General features: G+C 72.5%; 17 protein-coding genes. 14 read left to right on the top strand and 3 right to left on the bottom strand.

Going from position 1 to position 18,097, the window contains the following annotated elements:
* A complete protein-coding gene (locus tag ACIBA9_RS30780; protein ID WP_393901868.1) occupies window positions 1–1,152 on the top strand; it encodes an NADH-quinone oxidoreductase subunit D in 1,152 nt (383 codons plus the stop codon).
* Between the two features lie 49 nt (window positions 1,153–1,201).
* Here the strand turns inward: ACIBA9_RS30780 and ACIBA9_RS30775 are convergent, their stop codons facing one another.
* The gene (locus ACIBA9_RS30775; protein WP_399368136.1) at window positions 1,202–2,371 is read right to left on the bottom strand and encodes an SAM-dependent methyltransferase; all 1,170 of its coding nucleotides are present in this window, start codon (window positions 2,369–2,371) and stop codon (window positions 1,202–1,204) included.
* Window positions 2,372–2,489: 118 nt separating this feature from the next.
* Here ACIBA9_RS30775 and ACIBA9_RS30770 point away from each other — a divergent pair, with 118 nt between their 5' ends.
* The gene (locus ACIBA9_RS30770) at window positions 2,490–3,695 is read left to right on the top strand and encodes a sensor histidine kinase (RefSeq protein ID WP_399368134.1); all 1,206 of its coding nucleotides are present in this window, start codon (window positions 2,490–2,492) and stop codon (window positions 3,693–3,695) included.
* A gap of 74 nt (window positions 3,696–3,769) precedes the next feature.
* Window positions 3,770–4,441, top strand: coding sequence for a response regulator transcription factor (locus ACIBA9_RS30765; protein ID WP_362150318.1), 672 nt, complete (start codon window positions 3,770–3,772; stop codon window positions 4,439–4,441).
* A 91-nt stretch (window positions 4,442–4,532) separates the two neighbouring features.
* Here the strand turns inward: ACIBA9_RS30765 and ACIBA9_RS30760 are convergent, their stop codons facing one another.
* Window positions 4,533–5,762 carry a threonine aldolase family protein gene (locus ACIBA9_RS30760; protein WP_399368336.1) on the bottom strand — a complete coding sequence of 410 codons (1,230 nt, stop codon included), beginning with the start codon at window positions 5,760–5,762 and terminating at the stop codon, window positions 4,533–4,535.
* Between the two features lie 194 nt (window positions 5,763–5,956).
* Between ACIBA9_RS30760 and ACIBA9_RS30755 the strand changes: the two genes are divergently transcribed.
* From ACIBA9_RS30755 to ACIBA9_RS30710, 10 genes are all read left to right on the top strand, one after another.
* Window positions 5,957–7,003 carry a Rossmann-like and DUF2520 domain-containing protein gene (locus ACIBA9_RS30755; RefSeq protein WP_399368132.1) on the top strand — a complete coding sequence of 349 codons (1,047 nt, stop codon included), beginning with the start codon at window positions 5,957–5,959 and terminating at the stop codon, window positions 7,001–7,003.
* On the top strand, window positions 7,000–8,001 hold the full coding sequence (gene panC / locus ACIBA9_RS30750; RefSeq protein ID WP_399368130.1) for a pantoate--beta-alanine ligase: 1,002 nt from the start codon (window positions 7,000–7,002) through the stop codon (window positions 7,999–8,001). Before ACIBA9_RS30755 ends, panC begins: the two co-directional genes overlap by 4 nt.
* Entirely contained in the window at window positions 7,998–9,743 is a 1,746-nt protein-coding gene (locus ACIBA9_RS30745) for an L-aspartate oxidase (protein ID WP_399368128.1), read from the top strand. Before panC ends, ACIBA9_RS30745 begins: the two co-directional genes overlap by 4 nt.
* Window positions 9,744–9,748: 5 nt before the next feature.
* A complete protein-coding gene (gene nadC / locus ACIBA9_RS30740; RefSeq protein ID WP_362150331.1) occupies window positions 9,749–10,735 on the top strand; it encodes a carboxylating nicotinate-nucleotide diphosphorylase in 987 nt (328 codons plus the stop codon).
* Window positions 10,736–10,740: 5 nt separating this feature from the next.
* On the top strand, window positions 10,741–11,538 hold the full coding sequence (locus tag ACIBA9_RS30735; protein WP_362150334.1) for a type III pantothenate kinase: 798 nt from the start codon (window positions 10,741–10,743) through the stop codon (window positions 11,536–11,538).
* A gap of 179 nt (window positions 11,539–11,717) precedes the next feature.
* Complete coding sequence (locus tag ACIBA9_RS30730; protein ID WP_399368334.1) at window positions 11,718–12,377, top strand: hypothetical protein; 660 nt, start codon at window positions 11,718–11,720, stop codon at window positions 12,375–12,377.
* A 147-nt stretch (window positions 12,378–12,524) separates the two neighbouring features.
* Window positions 12,525–12,707, top strand: a complete 183-nt coding sequence (locus tag ACIBA9_RS30725; RefSeq protein ID WP_393902062.1) for a hypothetical protein — start codon at window positions 12,525–12,527, stop codon at window positions 12,705–12,707.
* A 189-nt stretch (window positions 12,708–12,896) separates the two neighbouring features.
* Window positions 12,897–13,322 (top strand): BlaI/MecI/CopY family transcriptional regulator, encoded by a 426-nt coding sequence (locus tag ACIBA9_RS30720; protein ID WP_399368125.1) that lies wholly within the window; start codon window positions 12,897–12,899, stop codon window positions 13,320–13,322.
* A gap of 9 nt (window positions 13,323–13,331) precedes the next feature.
* On the top strand, window positions 13,332–13,865 hold the full coding sequence (locus tag ACIBA9_RS30715) for an amino-acid N-acetyltransferase (RefSeq protein ID WP_362150343.1): 534 nt from the start codon (window positions 13,332–13,334) through the stop codon (window positions 13,863–13,865).
* Between the two features lie 203 nt (window positions 13,866–14,068).
* Complete coding sequence (locus tag ACIBA9_RS30710) at window positions 14,069–14,404, top strand: Lsr2 family protein (protein WP_362150345.1); 336 nt, start codon at window positions 14,069–14,071, stop codon at window positions 14,402–14,404.
* Here the strand turns inward: ACIBA9_RS30710 and ACIBA9_RS30705 are convergent.
* On the bottom strand, window positions 14,383–15,141 hold the full coding sequence (locus ACIBA9_RS30705) for an SCO3374 family protein (RefSeq protein WP_399368123.1): 759 nt from the start codon (window positions 15,139–15,141) through the stop codon (window positions 14,383–14,385). The two genes, ACIBA9_RS30710 and ACIBA9_RS30705, sit on opposite strands and share 22 nt — an antisense overlap.
* A 430-nt stretch (window positions 15,142–15,571) precedes the next feature.
* On the opposite strand from ACIBA9_RS30705, the gene ACIBA9_RS30700 reads away from it, so the two are divergent.
* Window positions 15,572–18,097, top strand: coding sequence for an ATP-dependent Clp protease ATP-binding subunit (locus ACIBA9_RS30700; RefSeq protein ID WP_399368121.1), 2,526 nt, complete (start codon window positions 15,572–15,574; stop codon window positions 18,095–18,097).

Here is an 18,097-nt window from a genome sequence, read left to right as displayed (position 1 = left end):
ATGACTCCTACGACGGAGACCACGGTCGGTATCGGCGGTGCCGCGGACAGCACCGACATGGTGCTCAACATCGGGCCCCAACACCCGTCCACGCACGGCGTGCTGCGCCTCAGGCTGGTGCTGGACGGGGAACGCATCGTGCGCGCGGAGCCGGTGATCGGCTATATGCACCGCGGTGCCGAGAAGCTCTTCGAGGCGCGCGACTACCGGCAGATCATCATGCTGGCCAACCGCCACGACTGGCTGTCGGCCTTCTCGAACGAGCTGGGCGTGGTCCTCGCCGTGGAGCGGATGCTCGGCATGGAGGTCCCCGAGCGGGCGGTGTGGACGCGCACGCTGCTCGCCGAGCTGAACCGGGTGCTGAACCACCTGATGTTCCTCGGCTCCTACCCGCTGGAGCTGGGCGGGATCACGCCGGTGTTCTACGCGTTCCGTGAGCGCGAGGTCCTCCAGAACGTCATGGAGGAGGTCTCCGGCGGACGCATGCACTACATGTTCAACCGGGTCGGCGGCCTCAAGGAGGATCTCCCGGCCGGTTGGACCGCACGCGCGCGTGCCGCCGTCGCCGCCGTGCGCTCGCGCATGGACGTCTTCGACGACCTGGTGCTGGGCAACGAGATCTTCCGGGGGCGCACCCGCGCGGTGGGCGTGCTCACGCCGGAGGCCGTGCACGCCTACGGCGTCAGCGGCCCCGTCGCGCGCGGCTCGGGCGTCGACTTCGACCTGCGCCGCGACGAGCCGTACCTGGCCTACGGCGAGCTCCAGGAGACCCTGAGGGTCGTCACCCGGAGCGAGGGCGACTGCCTCGCCCGCTTCGAGGTCCTGCTGGCGCAGACGCACAACGCCCTGGACCTCGCCGACGCCTGCCTCGACCGGCTCGCGGAGCTGGCGCCGGGGCCGATCAACCAGCGTCTGCCGAAGGTGCTGAAGGCGCCCGAGGGCCACACGTACGCGTGGACCGAGAACCCGCTCGGCATCAACGGCTACTACCTGGTCAGCAAGGGCGAGAAGACCCCGTACCGGCTGAAGCTGCGCTCGGCGTCGTACAACAACATCCAGGTCCTGACCGAGCTGCTGCCCGGGACGCTGGTGGCCGACATGGTGGCGATCCTGGGGTCGATGTTCTTCGTGGTCGGTGACATCGACAAGTAGCGGCGTCGGAGGCGAGGGGGTCCGGGCCGGCCGGTGAGCGGGGCCGGTGTCAGCCGGGCCGGCCGGCCCGGCCGGGGGGTTCCGCCGGGTCGAACGGGTCGGGGATCCCCACCGGCTGGATCAGCCAGCCGAAGTCGCCGAGGCCGCCCGGGGCGGTGAGTTCGGCCGCCTCGCCCGCGCTCGCGAGGGCGCGCACATAGCCTGCGGGGTCGGTGGAGGCGAGCGCGAGCGGGGGGCGTGCGCCGGTCAGATCAAGGGCGCGCAGAGCCGCGCGTTGCGTGAGCAGGCGTGCGGCGGGCAGCGTACGCGCCGCTCCGGCGGCCCACCGCGCCGTGTCCGCAGGGGCGTACGACGAAGCGCGCGCCGGTTCGGAGGGTGTGCGCCGTTCGCTGGTCGTCACGGGTGCGGGCGCCGTGCACGCCGCCGCGCACGCGTCCAGCGCCACATGCGCCGTGATGTCGCACGAGCCGTCCGGCACCGGGGCCGTCTCACGCCCTTCCCGGAAGCCGGTGAGCGTCCCGAACGGGGGGCGTGAGGCCACGGTGTGCGCGTAGTCCACGGCCACCGCGAGCCCGCGTTCCACCCGGCCCACGGCGGCCGCCCAGGCCCGGTCCCGGGGCAGGCCGATCTCCGCCCGCGCCCCCTCCTCGGCCGGCAGCGGCCACCAGCGCGCCAGCCAGTGCGCGTCCGCGCCGGTCACCCGCTCCCCGAGCCGCTCGGAGCCGTCGCGCGCCACGAGCACCAGCCGGGGCACTCCGGCGCGGTCCACCTCGGCGACGTCCACGGGCACGTTGTCCAGCCATTCGTTGGCGAACAGCAGCCCGGTGACCGCCTCGGGGGGCTCGCTCAGCCAGCCGATCCGGGCGTCCAGACCCGCCGGGCGGTCGGCGATCTCGACGGCGTACGCCCGCGCGCGGGCGGCCACGTCGGCGGGCAGGGCCGCGAGCACCCCCGTGACCAGCTCGCCCCGCCCGGCGCCCAGGTCGACGAAGTCCAGTGCCGCGGGCCGCTCCAGGGCCTCGTCGACCCGGCACAGCAGCCGGGCCACGGCCCGCGCGAACAGCGCGGAGGCGTGCACGGACGTACGGAAGTGACCGGCCGGCCCCTCCGGCCGGCGGTAGAACCCTCCGGGCCCGTACAGCGCCGCCGCAGTCGCCGCGCGCCAGCCGTGCGGCCCGGGCTCCCCGAGGGTGCCGTCCTGCGTCGTCCCATCCGTCACCGGACCAGACTAGGCGTACAGATGATCACCGCCTCCACCTTGCGGAGTACGCGCGCCGGGCGCGGATCGGCCCTCCGGTTGACCCCTGCACGCATCCGGTTTCCCTACGCTGGGTTACGTGCAGCGCCTCTATGACTTCATCCACCGCCACCCGACCTGGGTCGACACCTTCTGGGCCGTCGTCCTGTTCGGGCTGTCCGGTCTGGGCGTGGTCAATCTCGACGGGGTGGCCGGTCACCACGGGAGCCTTATCGGGGGCCTGGCCGTGTCCGGCGTCCTGAGCGTCGTCGTGGCGCTGCGCCGCCGGCTGCCCGAACCGATGCTGCTGCTGGCCCTGGCGACCGGGCTGGTCCAGCTGGTGCTGGACATCGAGACGAACGTCGCCGACTTCGCGATGCTGGTGATCACCTATACGGTCGCGACGGTCGGCGCGCTCTGGGCCTCCCGGCTCGCTCTCGCCGTCAGCCTCTGCGCGGCGACGCTCGCGCAGATCCGCTGGCCCGCCGAGCACAGCAGCTTCGCCGGGCAGCTCGCGATAGCGGTCTTCCAGACGGTGCCCTTCGCCCTCGCCTGGGTGCTCGGCGACTCCATGCGCACCCGCCGCGCCTACTTCGCCCAGCTGGAGGAGCGCGCGGCCCGGCTGGAGAAGGAGCGCGAGGCGCAGTCGAAGGTCGCGGTCGCCGCCGAGCGCGCCCGCATCGCGCGCGAGCTGCACGACGTCGTCGCGCACAACGTGTCCGTGATGGTCGTCCAGGCCGACGGCGCCGCCTACGTCCTGGACGCGGCGCCCGACCAGGCGAAGAAGGCGCTGGAGACGATCTCCTCCACCGGCCGTCAGGCCCTCGCCGAGATGCGCCGCCTGCTGGGCGTGCTGCGCACCGGCGAGCACCAGGAGGGCGGGGAGTACGTCCCGCAGCCCGATGTCGAGCAGATCGACGACCTCGTCGAACAGTGCCGCACCTCCGGCCTTCCCGTCGACTTCAAGGTCGAGGGCACCCGGCGCCCACTGCCCAGCGGCGTGGAGCTGACCGCGTACCGGATCGTGCAGGAGGCGCTCACCAACACCCGCAAGCACGGTGGGCCCAAGGCGGGGGCGAGCGTACGGCTGGTCTACTTCGACGACGGTCTCGGCCTGCTCGTCGAGGACGACGGCAAGGGCGCCCCGCACGAGCTGTACGAGGAGGGCGGCGCCGACGGCCGAGGGCACGGCCTGATCGGTATGCGCGAGCGGGTCGGCATGGTCGGCGGCACCCTGGACGCGGGGCCGCGCCCGGGCGGAGGATTCCGCATCAGCGCGCTGCTGCCGCTCAAGCCGGCGCATTGACGACGCCCCCGCCGCCCCTCCCTCCCGCTCCGTCCGCCCGCCCGCCCCGAACGAACCCCGACGAAAGAGACCCGATGACGATCCGCGTGATGCTCGTCGACGACCAGATGCTGCTGCGCACCGGGTTCCGGATGGTGCTCGCCGCCCAGCCGGACATGGAGGTCGTCGCGGAGGCGGGTGACGGGGTCGAGGCCCTCCAGGTGCTGCGGTCCACCGCCGTCGACGTCATCCTGATGGACGTCCGCATGCCGAAGCTGGACGGCGTGGAGACCACCCGGCGTATCTGCTCCGAGCCCGAACCGCCGAAGGTGCTGATCCTGACCACGTTCGACCTGGACGAGTACGCCTTCTCCGGGCTCAAGGCGGGTGCCTCCGGCTTCATGCTCAAGGACGTGCCGCCCGGGGAGCTGCTGACCGCCATTCGCGCCGTGCACAGCGGTGACGCGGTGGTGGCGCCGTCCACCACCCGGCGCCTGCTGGACCGGTTCGCGCCGATGCTGCCCTCCGCCGGGAAGGAACCGCAGCTCAAGGAGTTGCAGCGGCTGACCGAGCGGGAGCGTGAGGTGATGGTGCTGGTCGCGCAGGGGCTGTCCAACGGCGAGATCGCGGCCCGGCTGGTGCTGAGCGAGGCGACGGTGAAGACGCATGTGGGCCGCATCCTGACCAAGCTCTCGCTGCGCGACCGGGTGCAGGTGGTGGTGCTGGCGTACGAGACCGGCCTGGTCCGCGCGGGCGGCCACGGCTGAGGAGGGGCCGCGCGCGGGAGATGCTCTCCCGCGCGCGGCCGCGGCCCTCGCGCGGTCCCCGCGACCCCCGGGGGGGAGGGGGGAGGCAGGCCTAGGGCCGGGGTAGCAGGTCGGTGAAGGCCTGTACGGCCGCGCGGACGTCTTCGGGGGTCCATTCCAGGCCCGCCGCCCCGACCGTGACCTCGGTGCACGCGATGCCGGGGCCCGCGCTGCCCCAGGGGCCGGCGAAGAGCAGCACCGAGGTCTCCTCGGCCTGGCGTACGGCGGCCTCGGCGACCACCTCCGGCTCGTACGGCAGCCAGACCTGGAACTCGTGGGTGTGCGGCCGCTCCGGGTTGACGCGGGCCCAGGGCACCCCGGCCGCGGCGAAGCCCTCGCGCAGCGCGGTGGCCACCACGCGCGCGTGCCGCACGTACTCGGGCAGTCGCGGCAGCTCGCGGTCCAGGCCGACGAGCGCGGACAGCGCGGTCGGGAACTGCTGGAAGACCATGCCGCCGTACCGGTGCCGCCAGATCCTGGCCTCCTCCACCAGGGTCCTCGGGCCGGCGAGCGCGGCGCCGCCGAAGCCGCCGAGCGACTTGTAGAACGACACGTAGACGCTGTCGGCCAGCCCCGCGATCTCCTGGAGCGGGCGCCGGAAGTGTTCCGTGCACTCCCACAGGCGCGCGCCGTCGAAGTGCACCACCGCGTCGCGTTCCCGTGCCGCCTCCACGACCTCGGTCAGCTCCTCCCAGGTGGGCAGCACGAAACCGGCGTCCCTGAGCGGCAGCTCCAGCATCAGCGCGCCGAAGGGCTCGCCGAGGTCGCGTATCTCGGCCGCCGTGGGCAGCCGGGGCCCGCTGCCCACCCGGACCGGGCGCAGACCGCCGACCCGGCTGAGCGCGTGCCGCTCGTGCACCTCCGGGTGGGACAGGGCGTGCAGGGCCACCCTCGGGTCGCCGGTGCGGGCCGCCCAGCAACGCAGGGCCACCTGCTGGGCCATCGTGCCCGTGGGGAAGAACGCGGCGGCCTCCGTGCCGAGCAGCGCGGCGACCCGCTCCTCCAGGGCGGCCACGATCCGGTTGCCGTAGAAGTCGGCCGGCTCGTCCAGGTCGTGGACCTCGGCCCCCGCCTCCGTCAGCCACGCGAGACGTTCGCGGATCGTGTCGCCCCAGGCCGAGCGGGACAGCGTGTGCCGTGCCTGCCGCCCGACGGCCGCGCGGCGCTTTTGGAGCGGTTCGGGCGCCGATTCCGGCGTACCGTCCGCGGCGTCCTGCCCGGCGTCCTGCCCGGCGTCTCGCGCGGTGTCCTGCCCAGTGCCCTGTCCGGCCGAGTCGTCCATGCCGTGGATGATGCCCTGCCGCACGGTCGAGAGCACCGGGATTTCCGTGGCCGGGCCCGGTCCGGCGGGCGTGGGGAAACCCACAGCCTGTGGACGAACGGCCGCCGCCCGACCGGATAGCGTTAACATGACGAGAAATCGTTCGGTACATCGTCCGGTACCCGGAGCGGACTGGAACGGAAGGCCGCCGTCGCGTGAGTACAGTCCACCAGCCAGACCTCAAGGACCGCCCCGCGCGGCTCAGCGTCGGCGTCGTCGGCGCCGGGCGCGTGGGCCCAGCCCTGGCCGCGTCCCTCCAGCTCGCCGGGCACCGTCCGGTGGCCGTCTCCGGAGTCTCCGACGCCTCCCGCAGGCGTGCCGAGGCGATGCTCCCGGACGTGCCCCTGGTGCCGCCCGCCGAGGTCCTCCAGCGCGCCGACCTGGTGCTGCTCACCGTCCCCGACGACGCCCTGCCGGGCCTGGTCGCCGGGCTCGCCGAGACCGGTGCCGTGCGCCCGGGGCAGCTGCTGGTGCACACCTCCGGCCGGTACGGCACGAGGGTCCTCGACCCCGCCCTGCGCGCGGGAGCGCTGCCGCTGGCCCTGCACCCGGCGATGACCTTCACCGGCACCCCCGTGGACGTGCAGCGACTGGCCGGCTGCTCCTTCGGCGTCACCGCGCCCGAGGAACTGCGCCTGGCCGCCGAGGCCCTCGTGATCGAGATGGGCGGCGAGCCGGAGTGGATCAGCGAGGAGAACCGCCCGCTGTACCACGCGGCCCTCGCGCTCGGCGCAAACCACCTGGTCACCCTGGTGGCGCAGGCGATGGAGCTGTTGCGCACGGCCGGCGTGGAGGCGCCCGACCGGATGCTCGGCCCGCTGCTCGGCGCCGCCCTGGACAACGCCCTGCGCTCCGGTGACGCGGCGCTCACCGGCCCCGTCGCGCGCGGGGACGCCGGGACGGTCGCCGCGCACGTCGCCGAGTTGCGCGCGCACGCCCCGCAGACCGTGGCGGGCTATCTGGCCATGGCCCGCGCCACCGCCGACCGGGCGCTCGCGCACGGGCTGCTGAAGCCGGAACTCGCCGAGGACCTGCTCGGGGTACTCGCCGACGCAGGCGCCGGAACGGCCGCGACCGCCCACCGCGACAGGACGGCCGATCGCGACGGAGCCGAGGGACCCGCCGACCGCGACGACCGTGACGACCACGACGACCGCGACCGGACCGACGGCCCGGACGGAACCGAGGGGAACGACCGATGAGCACCGCCCTGCTGAGCACCGCCGACGAACTGCACGCGCGCGTGCGCCGCGGTCGTCGGGCCGTCGTGATGACCATGGGAGCGCTGCACGAGGGCCACGCGACCCTGATCCGCACCGCGCGCGAGATCGCCGGCCCGGACGGCGAGGTCGTCGTCACGGTCTTCGTCAACCCGCTGCAGTTCGGCGCGGGCGAGGACCTCGACCGCTACCCGCGCACCCTGGACGCGGACCTCAAGCTGGCCGAACAGGCGGGCGCCGACGCCGTGTTCGCCCCGTCCGTGGACGAGGTGTACCCCGGCGGCGAACCCCAGGTGCGGATCACCGCGGGCCCCATGGGCGAGCGGCTGGAGGGCGCCTCGCGGCCCGGCCACTTCGACGGCGTGCTCACCGTCGTGGCCAAGCTGCTGCACCTCAGCCGCCCCGACGTGGCCCTGTTCGGGCAGAAGGACGCCCAGCAGCTGGCCCTGATCCGGCGCATGGTGCGCGACCTGAACTTCGGCGTGGAGATCGTCGGTGTGCCCACCGTGCGCGAGGAGGACGGGCTCGCCCTGTCCAGCCGTAACCGCTATCTCTCGCCCGACGAGCGCCGCACCGCGCTCACCCTGTCCCGGGCGCTGTTCGCGGGCCGTGACCGGCACGCCGCGCAGGAGGCGCTGCGCGCGCGGGCCCGCGAAGTGCCCACCACGCGCGCGCGTGCCGAGGCGCTGAGCGCCCTGGGGGAGTCGCGCGCGGCGGCCGACGCCCACGCGGTGGCCACGGCCGTCCCCGGCGGCCCGGCCGCCGTCCTCGCGGCCGTCCGCCAGACCCTGGACGAGGCGCTCCGCTTCGACCCGCCGCTGCGGCTGGACTACCTCGCCCTGGTCGACCCGCGCGACTTCACCGAGATCGGCGCCGACTTCACCGGTGAGGCCGTGCTCGCCGTGGCCGCCCGGGTCGGCGCGACCCGGCTGATCGACAACCTCCCCCTCACCTTCGGATCCCTCGGAGCCGCCTCGTGACCAGCACAGGCATACGACTGCACGCACCCGCCCCCGGGTGGTCCATCTCCGCGGACGTGGTCGTCGTCGGCTCCGGGGTGGCGGGTCTGACCGCGGCCCTGCGCTGCGAGGCCGCGGGACTGAACACGGTCGTGGTCACCAAGGCCCGGCTGGACGACGGTTCCACGCGCTGGGCGCAGGGCGGCATCGCCGCCGCCCTCGGCGACGGCGACACCCCCGAACAGCACCTGGACGACACCCTGGTGGCGGGCGCCGGCCTGTGCGACGAGGAGGCCGTGCGCATCCTCGTCACCGAGGGCCCCGACGCCGTACGGCGGCTGATCGACACCGGCGCCCACTTCGACGAGTCCGCCGAGGGACGACTGGAACTCACCCGCGAGGGCGGCCACCACCGGCGCCGCATCGCGCACGCGGGAGGCGACGCGACCGGCGCGGAGATCTCCCGCGCGCTGGTGGAGGCCGTCAACGACGGCATCTCGGCGGGTACGCGCGCGCGGGGGCTGCGCACCATCGAGAACGCGCTGGTGCTCGACCTGCTCACCGACGCCGAGGGCCGCACCGCCGGGGTCACCCTGCACGTGATGGGCGAGGGCCAGCACGACGGCGTCGGCGCCGTGCACGCCCCCGCGGTCGTCCTCGCGACCGGCGGCATGGGCCAGGTGTTCTCCGCGACCACCAACCCCTCCGTGTCGACCGGCGACGGCGTGGCGCTGGCGCTGCGCGCGGGCGCCGAGGTCAGCGACCTGGAGTTCGTGCAGTTCCACCCGACCGTGCTGTTCCTCGGCACGGACGCCGAGGGGCAGCAGCCGCTCGTCTCCGAGGCCGTGCGCGGCGAGGGCGCCCACCTGGTCGACGGCGACGGCGTGCGCTTCATGGTGGGCCAGCACGAACTGGCCGAACTGGCGCCCCGGGACATCGTCGCCAAGGGCATCATGCGGCGGATGCAGGACCAGGACGCCGAGCACATGTTCCTCGACGCCCGGCACTTCGGCGCCTCGATGTGGGAGCACCGCTTCCCGACGATCCTGGCCGCCTGCCGCGCCCACGGCATCGACCCGGTCACCGAGCCCATCCCGATCGCCCCGGCCGCCCACTACGCCTCCGGCGGCGTGCGCACCGACGCGCGGGGACGGACCACCGTCCCCGGGCTGTACGCGTGCGGCGAGGTCGCCTGCACCGGCGTGCACGGCGCCAACCGGCTCGCCTCCAACTCCCTCCTCGAAGGCCTCGTCTACGCCGAGCGCATCGCCGCCGACATCGCCGCCGCCCGCGCGCAGGACGCTCTCCACGCGCGCGTGCCCGCACCGGTGCCCGTGCCCGAGAGCCCCGCGCACCCGCTGCTCGCCCCCGAGTCGCGCTTCGCCATCCAGCGGATCATGACCGAGGGCGCCGGCGTGCTGCGCTCGGAGAATTCCCTCGCCAGGGCCGCGGACCAGCTCCAGCGACTGCACGGCGAGGCCCGCGACGCGCTCGACGAGAACGGCAAGACCGCCGAGCCCGGCGTCGACACCTGGGAGGCCACCAACCTCCTGTGCGTGGCACGCGTCCTGGTCGCCGCGGCCCGGCTGCGCGAGGAGACCCGCGGCTGCCACTGGCGCGAGGACCGCGGCGAGCGCGACGACGCCAACTGGCGGCGCCACATCGTCGTACGGCTCAATCCGGACCGGTCGCTGGCCGTACGCACCACGGACACCGCAGACTTCCCCCCGACCCGGCACCACCAGCGTCCCCAGGAGCAGTGACAGACGTGAGCACCGACGACCTTCCCCTCGCCCCGACCGGTGGCTGCGGCGACGGCTGCGCCTGTGGCGCCGAGGGCGACGAGGAGACCATGGACTACGCGGAGTGCGGGCTCGACCCCGCGCTCGCCGAGCTGCTGACCGCCGCCGGACTCGACCCGATCGAGGTCGAGGACATCGCCAACGTGGCCATCCAGGAGGACCTGGACGGCGGCGTGGACGTGACGACCGTCGCGACCATCCCCGAGGACGCGGTGGCCACCGCGGACTTCACCGCGCGCGAGGCGGGCGTCGTGGCCGGCCTCCGGGTCGCCGAGGCCGTGCTCTCGGTGGTCTGCACGGACGAGTTCGAGGTCGAACGGCACGTCGAGGACGGCGACCGGGTCGAGGCCGGACAGCCGCTGCTGTCGGTCACCACGCGCACGCGTGACCTGCTCACCGCCGAGCGCAGCGCCCTGAACCTCCTGTGCCGGCTGTCCGGCATCGCGACCGCCACGCGCGCCTGGGCGGACGCGCTGGAGGGCACCGGGACGCGCGTGCGGGACACCCGCAAGACGACCCCGGGCCTGCGCTCGCTGGAGAAGTTCGCGGTGCGGGCCGGCGGTGGCGTCAACCACCGCATGTCGCTGTCCGACGCGGCCCTGGTGAAGGACAACCACGTGGTCGCCGCCGGGGGCGTCGCACCGGCCTTCAAGGCGGTGCGCGAGGCGTTCCCTGAGGTGCCGATCGAGGTCGAGGTCGACACCCTGCACCAGCTCCGCGAGGTCGTGGAAGCGGGCGCCGACCTGATCCTGCTGGACAACTTCACGCCCGGCGAGTGCGCGGAGGCCGTCGGTATCGTCGACGGGCGCGCCCTGCTGGAGGCGTCCGGCCGGCTGACGCTCGACAACGCGCGCGCGTACGCCGACAGCGGCGTGGACTTCCTGGCCGTCGGCGCGCTCACCCACTCCTCGCCGATCCTGGACATCGGCCTGGACCTGCGCGAGGCGGAGTAACGGCCATGCTGCTCACCATCGACGTCGGCAACACGCACACCGTCCTCGGCCTGTTCGACGGCGAGGACATCGTCGAGCACTGGCGCATCTCCACGGACGCGCGCCGCACGGCGGACGAACTCGCGGTCCTGCTCCAGGGCCTGATGGGCATGCACCCGCTGCTCGGCGAGGAACTGGGCGACGGCATCGACGGGATCGCCATCTGCGCGACCGTTCCCTCGGTCCTGCACGAGCTGCGCGAGGTCACCCGGCGCTACTACGGCGACGTGCCCGCCGTGCTGGTCGAGCCGGGGGTGAAGACGGGCGTGCCGATCCAGTTCGACAACCCCAAGGAGGTCGGTGCCGACCGCATCATCAACGCGGTCGCGGCGAACGAGCTGTACGGCGGCCCGGCGATCGTCGTGGACTTCGGCACGGCGACCACCTTCGACGCGGTCTCCGCGCGCGGGGAGTACGTCGGCGGGGTCATCGCCCCCGGGATCGAGATCTCGGTGGAGGCCCTCGGGATCAGGGCCGCGCAGCTGCGGAAGATCGAGGTGGCCCGGCCCAGGAACGTGATCGGCAAGAACACGGTCGAGGCCATGCAGTCGGGCGTCGTGTACGGCTTCGCCGGGCAGGTCGACGGAGTGGTGGGCCGGATGGCCCGGGAGCTCGCCGACGACCCGGACGACGTGACCGTGATCGCCACGGGCGGCCTCGCGCCGGTGGTGCTGGGCGAGTCCGCGGTGATCGACGAGCACCAGCCCTGGCTGACGCTGATCGGGCTGCGCCTGGTGTACGAGCGGAACGTCTCGCGCCCCTGAGCGGCCGGCGGCCGGCTCGCGGTGCCCGGCCGGGGCCACGGGGAGGGACGTCCCCTGGGCCCCGGCCGGTGGGGGGAAACCCGGAGCGACACGCGGGGGCAGGACTGTCCGATCCATCACTTTTGTCCGATTAGCGGTACCGTCGCTGCATGCCCACGCCATACGGATCCCGCGGCGGCATGGCGTTCGGGGCGGAGGAGCTGCGTGTGCTCCGCCGTGCCCTCGCCCTCGCCCTCCAGCCCGGTCGAGCGTCCGCCGAGGACGCCCAGGACTGCCTCCGGCTCGCCGAGTCGCTCGACGAGGCGATGTGCGAGAGCGCCAGACTGCGCGCCTTCCTGGTGGCCGACCTCGGGCGGTATCGCGCCGCCCTCCCGGGCACCGCGGCCGGCTATCTCACCCTTCTGGAGGAGGCGCTGGGCGCGGGCCACCGGCCGACGGCGGACGATCTCGCGGCGCTCCGGGCACTGCGCGGCGCCCCCGGGGCGGCCGCCCTGCTGGACCGCTGCCAGGCCCTCGCCGAACAGGACGTGCGAGCCCGGTTCGCCCAGGGCGCCCGCAAGGTCCCGGCTCCCGCCGTACCGCCCTCGCGCACCCGGCTGACGGCCCTGTCCGGCGGCGCCACCGGTCTCCTGGCGCGGCAGTCCGGCCAGTCGCCGGAACCCGGGCCCAAGCCGGCCCCCAAACCCGCGCCGGCGCCCACGCCGAACCCCCCGGCCCGGCCCGCGTCCGACCCTGACACCCCCAAGCGGCCCATCCCCACGCCGGGAGAGGTGTTCCCGCGCCGCAAACCGGCGCCCCCGACGGACGCGGCCGCGAGCCGCCCCCTGGCGGCCGGCTGAGCGCCCCGCCACCGCCCTGCCCCCGTCCCGCCCGGCCACCCCCGCCACCCGCACCGCCCGCACGGCCCACCAGGCTTTCGCGGCCGGTCGCGGGTGGTTCCGTGCCCCCCGCCCCTTTCGCCCGCCGTGCGCCGCTACTCTGAGGGCATGGACTACGTCTCCGCGCTCGTGCCCCCGATCGTCATGGCCGCGTTCTTCATCGGTTTGGTCCGGGTGATCGTGAAGACCCAGGGCGGTGCCGCCAAGGCCAAGGAGGACGCGGCCGTCGACGCCGCCCTCGCGCGCGCGGAGGGTGCGGCCCAGGTGCCCGCCGGCGGCGGCCAGGCCTGACCAGGACGCTCACCAGCGTCACCGGCACTCGGCGGTCGCACCGTGCCGTCCGAGCGCGCCGTGACGAGGTCGTGCGCCCTTTTTGCTCGCATTCGTGTGCTTAGCGCACGTCCGGCGGGTCATTGTCGGGATCTCCCACTATTGTTCTGAGCTGTGCCTCGCCCATTGGGAGAACTCGAAGACGCGGTCATGACGCGGGTGTGGAAGTGGAACCGCCCGGTGACCGTTCGAGAAGTCCTGGAAGACCTGCAGCAGGAACGCTCCATCGCGTACACCACCGTGATGACCGTTTTGGACAATCTCCATCAGAAGGGCTGGGTGCGCCGCGAGGCCGAAGGGCGGGCCTATCGATATGAGGCCGTCTCCACGCGCGCCGCGTACGCAGCCGCCCTCATGAACGACGCCTGGTCGCAGAGCGACAACCCGGCCGCCGCTCTCGTCGCCTTCTTCGGGATGATGAGCGAGGAACAGCGCCAGGCGCTCAGGGACGCCGTACGCATCGTCCAGGGCCCGGAAGAAACCCGGGAAGCGCCCGAAGGCCGGCCGCAACCCCCGCAACGACAAGACCGGCAAGAGGCGAACCCCGGCTCGGCCGAGGACGACGACGGGCGATAGCGTCCGCTCATGTCAGCAGAGCGTCCCGAAGTCCCCGCAAAAGCCATCACCGTCCGGCGGGCCCGGACCAGCGATGTCCCTGCCGTACGCGACCTCCTCGACGCCTACGTGCGCGGCCGCATCCTGCTCGACAAAGCCACGGTCACGCTTTACGAGGACATCCAGGAGTTCTGGGTCGCGGAACGCGACGACAACGCCGAGGTGGTCGGCTGCGGTGCGCTGCACGTCATGTGGGAAGACCTGGCGGAAGTCCGCACTCTGGCGGTCAAGCCCGGTCTGCGGGGCGCCGGTGTCGGCCATCAGTTGCTGGGTAAGTTGCTTCAGACAGCGCGCTGGCTCGGCGTTCGCCGGGTTTTCTGCCTGACCTTCGAAGTCGACTTCTTCGGCAAGCACGGCTTCGTGGAGATCGGTGAGACACCGGTCGACACCGATGTGTACGCGGAGCTGTTGCGTTCCTATGACGAGGGCGTCGCGGAGTTCCTCGGTCTCGAACGAGTGAAACCGAACACCTTGGGCAACAGTCGGATGCTTCTGCATCTGTGATCGTCATTGCCCCGGTGCCCTATGTCCGAAACGCGCATGTTTCCGGGCGGAGTCGGTCCACTGGGTCTCTCCCAGGGGTTTGTGTTTTTCCGGCAAAAGCGGTTTGCTTTCCGACGTAACGCAGTACTGCATATAACAGGGACGGCGAAACGGCGGACGCCGCACACCCCCTGGTCCTCACGTTATCGATGAAAGGAAATCCGGTGGCACAGAAGGTTCAGGTCCTTCTTGTCGACGACCTCGACGGCGGCGAGGCGGACGAGACCGTGACGTTCGCGCTGGACGGCAAGACGTACGAGATCGATCTCACGACGGCCAATGCGGACAAGCTGCGCGGGCTTCTCGACCCCTATGTGAAGGGTGGTCGTCGTACCGGGGGTCGTGCCTCGGGCGGGCGCGGAAAGGCGCGTGCCGCTTCCGGCGGCAACCAGGACACCGCGGCGATCCGCGCCTGGGCGAAGGAGAACGGTTACGAGGTCAACGACCGCGGCCGTGTTCCCGCGCAGATCCGCGAGGACTACGAGAAGGCCAACGGCTGATCCCGCGTCGTCCGGGAGAGCGCCGACGGCCGACCCCGTCGGCAGGCGGGCGGCCCGGCGCAGACGCGCCGCAGCCGGACCCGGTGGCACTGCGCTGCCACCGTGGCCACCAGTCGTACGAGATCGGGGGCGCTCCTCTCGCGCCCCATGGCCGGCAGCGCCGGCAGCGAGGCCTCGACCTCGCATCCCCGGCCGGGGGGCCGCAGCCATACGGCGCCCCCCGGTACGGAGCCGTCCGGCACCGGACCGGGGGCGCCGTCGTAGCGGGCGCCGTCGTACCGCGCCGGGGGCACCGCCGACGCGATGGGCGCCATGGGCTCCAGCGGCGCGGCCAGCGTGTCGCCCGCCCCCAGGACCCGCAGGTCAAGGCCGACGGCGCTCCACTCCAGCCAGTCCAGCAGCCCCGGTAGCTCCTCCGCGCTGCCCGCGGCCACCAGCAGTCCCATCCGGTCGCCCCACAGGGACACCGGGGAACCCGGCGCGAGATGCCGGAGCGCGTCGGCGCCCGCCTCGGCCGGCACGTCCAGGACGTCGAACCGCACCCCGGTGCGCAGCCGCAGCGGCCCTCCGGGCACGGTCGCCCAGCCCAGATCGTTCTCGTACCAGTGCCGGGCCCGGGCTTCCGGGTCCGCCGGGACGCGACAGGGCGAGGCCGGCTCCGGGCGGGGGGAGCGGCGGGGAAGGGGAACCGTATGGGTCGTGGATTCCGAGGGCGTCACAGGGGCCGAGCGAGCCATGCCAAGAGCAACCGCCGAAACGGGCTCCGGGTTACGCTGGGTGCTCCGTCGAATGCACACGGTTCGGCAAAACGGGGCGCGCGGGGCGCGGGGGAGGCGCAAGGTTGTTCGCCCATAGCGGAGTGAACCGGTCTGCGCGGCATGGAGTGTCAGTCCCCGCGGGTAAGACATGCCTAGTGGGAGGGGGCGACACGCAGATTGGGGCGTCTCACGTTCGCCATCGGCGTACTGGCGACTGGGGTAACTGCCTGGCCTGCGGGAACATCGTCTCGCACCATCGGGTTGGGACAGATGTCGGCGTTCGGGGTCAGGAGGCCATCGACGGTGTCGGCAGTTGGAATGAGCGGTCCCCGCTTGCGGGACTAAGCTGCGGAAGGACAGGGAGGGGAAGTTCCCCCCACTGCCTGACCGCTCTGAGGAGCGATTAACGATGTTCGAGAGGTTCACCGACCGCGCGCGGCGGGTTGTCGTCCTGGCTCAGGAAGAAGCCCGGATGCTCAACCACAACTACATCGGCACCGAGCACATCCTCCTGGGTCTCATCCACGAGGGCGAAGGTGTCGCCGCTAAGGCCCTGGAGAGCCTCGGCATTTCGCTTGAGGCGGTCCGCCAGCAGGTGGAGGAGATCATCGGCCAGGGTCAGCAGGCCCCGTCCGGGCACATCCCCTTCACTCCCCGTGCCAAGAAGGTCCTGGAGCTCTCGCTCCGCGAGGCCCTTCAGCTGGGCCACAACTACATCGGCACGGAGCACATCCTGCTCGGCCTGATCCGTGAGGGCGAGGGCGTCGCCGCCCAGGTCCTGGTCAAGCTGGGCGCAGATCTCAACCGGGTGCGGCAGCAGGTCATCCAGCTGCTCTCCGGTTACCAGGGCAAGGAGACCGCCACCGCGGGCGGCCCCGCCGAGGGCACGCCCTCGACCTCCCTCGTCCTGGACCAGTTCGGCCGGAACCTCACCCAGGCCGCTCGTGAGTCCAAGCTCGACCCGGTCATCGGGCGCGAGAAGGAGATCGAGCGGGTCATGCAGGTGCTGTCCCGCCGTACCAAGAACAACCCGGTGCTGATCGGTGAGCCCGGCGTCGGCAAGACCGCCGTCGTCGAGGGCCTCGCCCAGGCCATCGTCAAGGGCGAGGTGCCCGAGACCCTCAAGGACAAGCACCTCTACACCCTCGACCTCGGTGCCCTGGTCGCCGGCTCCCGCTACCGGGGTGACTTCGAGGAGCGCCTGAAGAAGGTGCTCAAGGAGATCCGCACCCGCGGGGACATCATCCTGTTCATCGACGAGCTGCACACGCTGGTCGGCGCGGGTGCCGCCGAGGGCGCCATCGACGCGGCCTCCATCCTGAAGCCGATGCTGGCCCGCGGTGAGCTGCAGACCATCGGTGCCACCACCCTGGACGAGTACCGCAAGCACCTGGAGAAGGACGCGGCCCTGGAGCGCCGCTTCCAGCCCATCCAGGTCGCCGAGCCGTCCCTGCCGCACACGATCGAGATCCTCAAGGGTCTGCGTGACCGGTACGAGGCCCACCACCGCGTCTCCATCACGGACGAGGCGCTGGTCCAGGCGGCCACGCTGGCCGACCGGTACATCTCGGACCGCTTCCTGCCGGACAAGGCGATCGACCTGATCGACGAGGCCGGGTCCCGGATGCGCATCCGCCGGATGACCGCGCCGCCGGACCTGCGCGAGTTCGACGAGAAGATCGCCGGTGTCCGCCGGGACAAGGAGTCCGCGATCGACTCGCAGGACTTCGAGAAGGCCGCCTCCCTGCGCGACAAGGAGAAGCAGCTCCTGGCCGCCAAGGCCAAGCGGGAGAAGGAGTGGAAGGCCGGCGACATGGACGTCGTCGCCGAGGTCGACGGCGAGCTGATCGCCGAGGTCCTCGCCACGGCCACGGGCATCCCGGTCTTCAAGCTGACCGAGGAGGAGTCCAGCCGCCTGCTCCGCATGGAGGACGAGCTGCACAAGCGGGTCATCGGCCAGGTCGACGCCGTCAAGGCGCTGTCCAAGGCGATCCGCCGTACGCGCGCCGGTCTGAAGGACCCCAAGCGCCCCGGTGGCTCGTTCATCTTCGCCGGCCCGTCCGGTGTGGGTAAGACCGAGCTGTCCAAGGCCCTCGCCGAGTTCCTCTTCGGTGACGAGGACGCGCTGATCTCCCTCGACATGTCGGAGTTCAGCGAGAAGCACACGGTGTCGCGTCTCTTCGGTTCGCCCCCCGGTTACGTGGGCTACGAGGAGGGCGGCCAGCTGACCGAGAAGGTCCGCCGCAAGCCGTTCTCCGTCGTCCTCTTCGACGAGGTCGAGAAGGCCCACCCGGACATCTTCAACTCGCTGCTGCAGATCCTGGAGGACGGTCGGCTGACCGACTCCCAGGGCCGGGTCGTGGACTTCAAGAACACGGTCATCATCATGACGACCAACCTCGGCACCCGGGACATCTCCAAGGGCTTCAACCTGGGCTTCGCGGCCTCGGGTGACACGAAGACCAACTACGAGCGCATGAAGAACAAGGTCCAGGACGAGCTGAAGCAGCACTTCCGGCCCGAGTTCCTCAACCGCGTCGACGACGTGGTCGTCTTCCCGCAGCTGACGCAGGCGGACATCCTGCGGATCGTCGACCTGATGATCGGCAAGGTGGACGAGCGCCTCAAGGACCGGGACATGGGCATCGAGCTGTCCCAGTCCGCCAAGGAGCTGCTGTCCAAGAAGGGCTACGACCCGGTGCTGGGCGCGCGTCCGCTGCGCCGCACGATCCAGCGCGAGGTCGAGGACACGCTCTCGGAGAAGATCCTCTTCGGCGAGCTGCGCCCCGGTCACATCGTGGTCGTGGACACCGAGGGCGAGGGCGACGCCCAGACCTTCACCTTCCGGGGTGAGGAGAAGTCGGCGCTGCCGGACGTCCCGCCGATCGAGCAGGCGGCCGGCGGTGCCGGACCGAACCTGAGCAAGGACGCGTAG

It is taken from the genome of Streptomyces sp. NPDC051452 (assembly GCF_044454765.1).
In the GTDB taxonomy this organism is placed as follows: domain Bacteria; phylum Actinomycetota; class Actinomycetes; order Streptomycetales; family Streptomycetaceae; genus Streptomyces.
The sequence above is the reverse complement of the archived record's forward strand: the minus strand, read 5'-3'. Positions and strand labels throughout refer to the sequence as shown.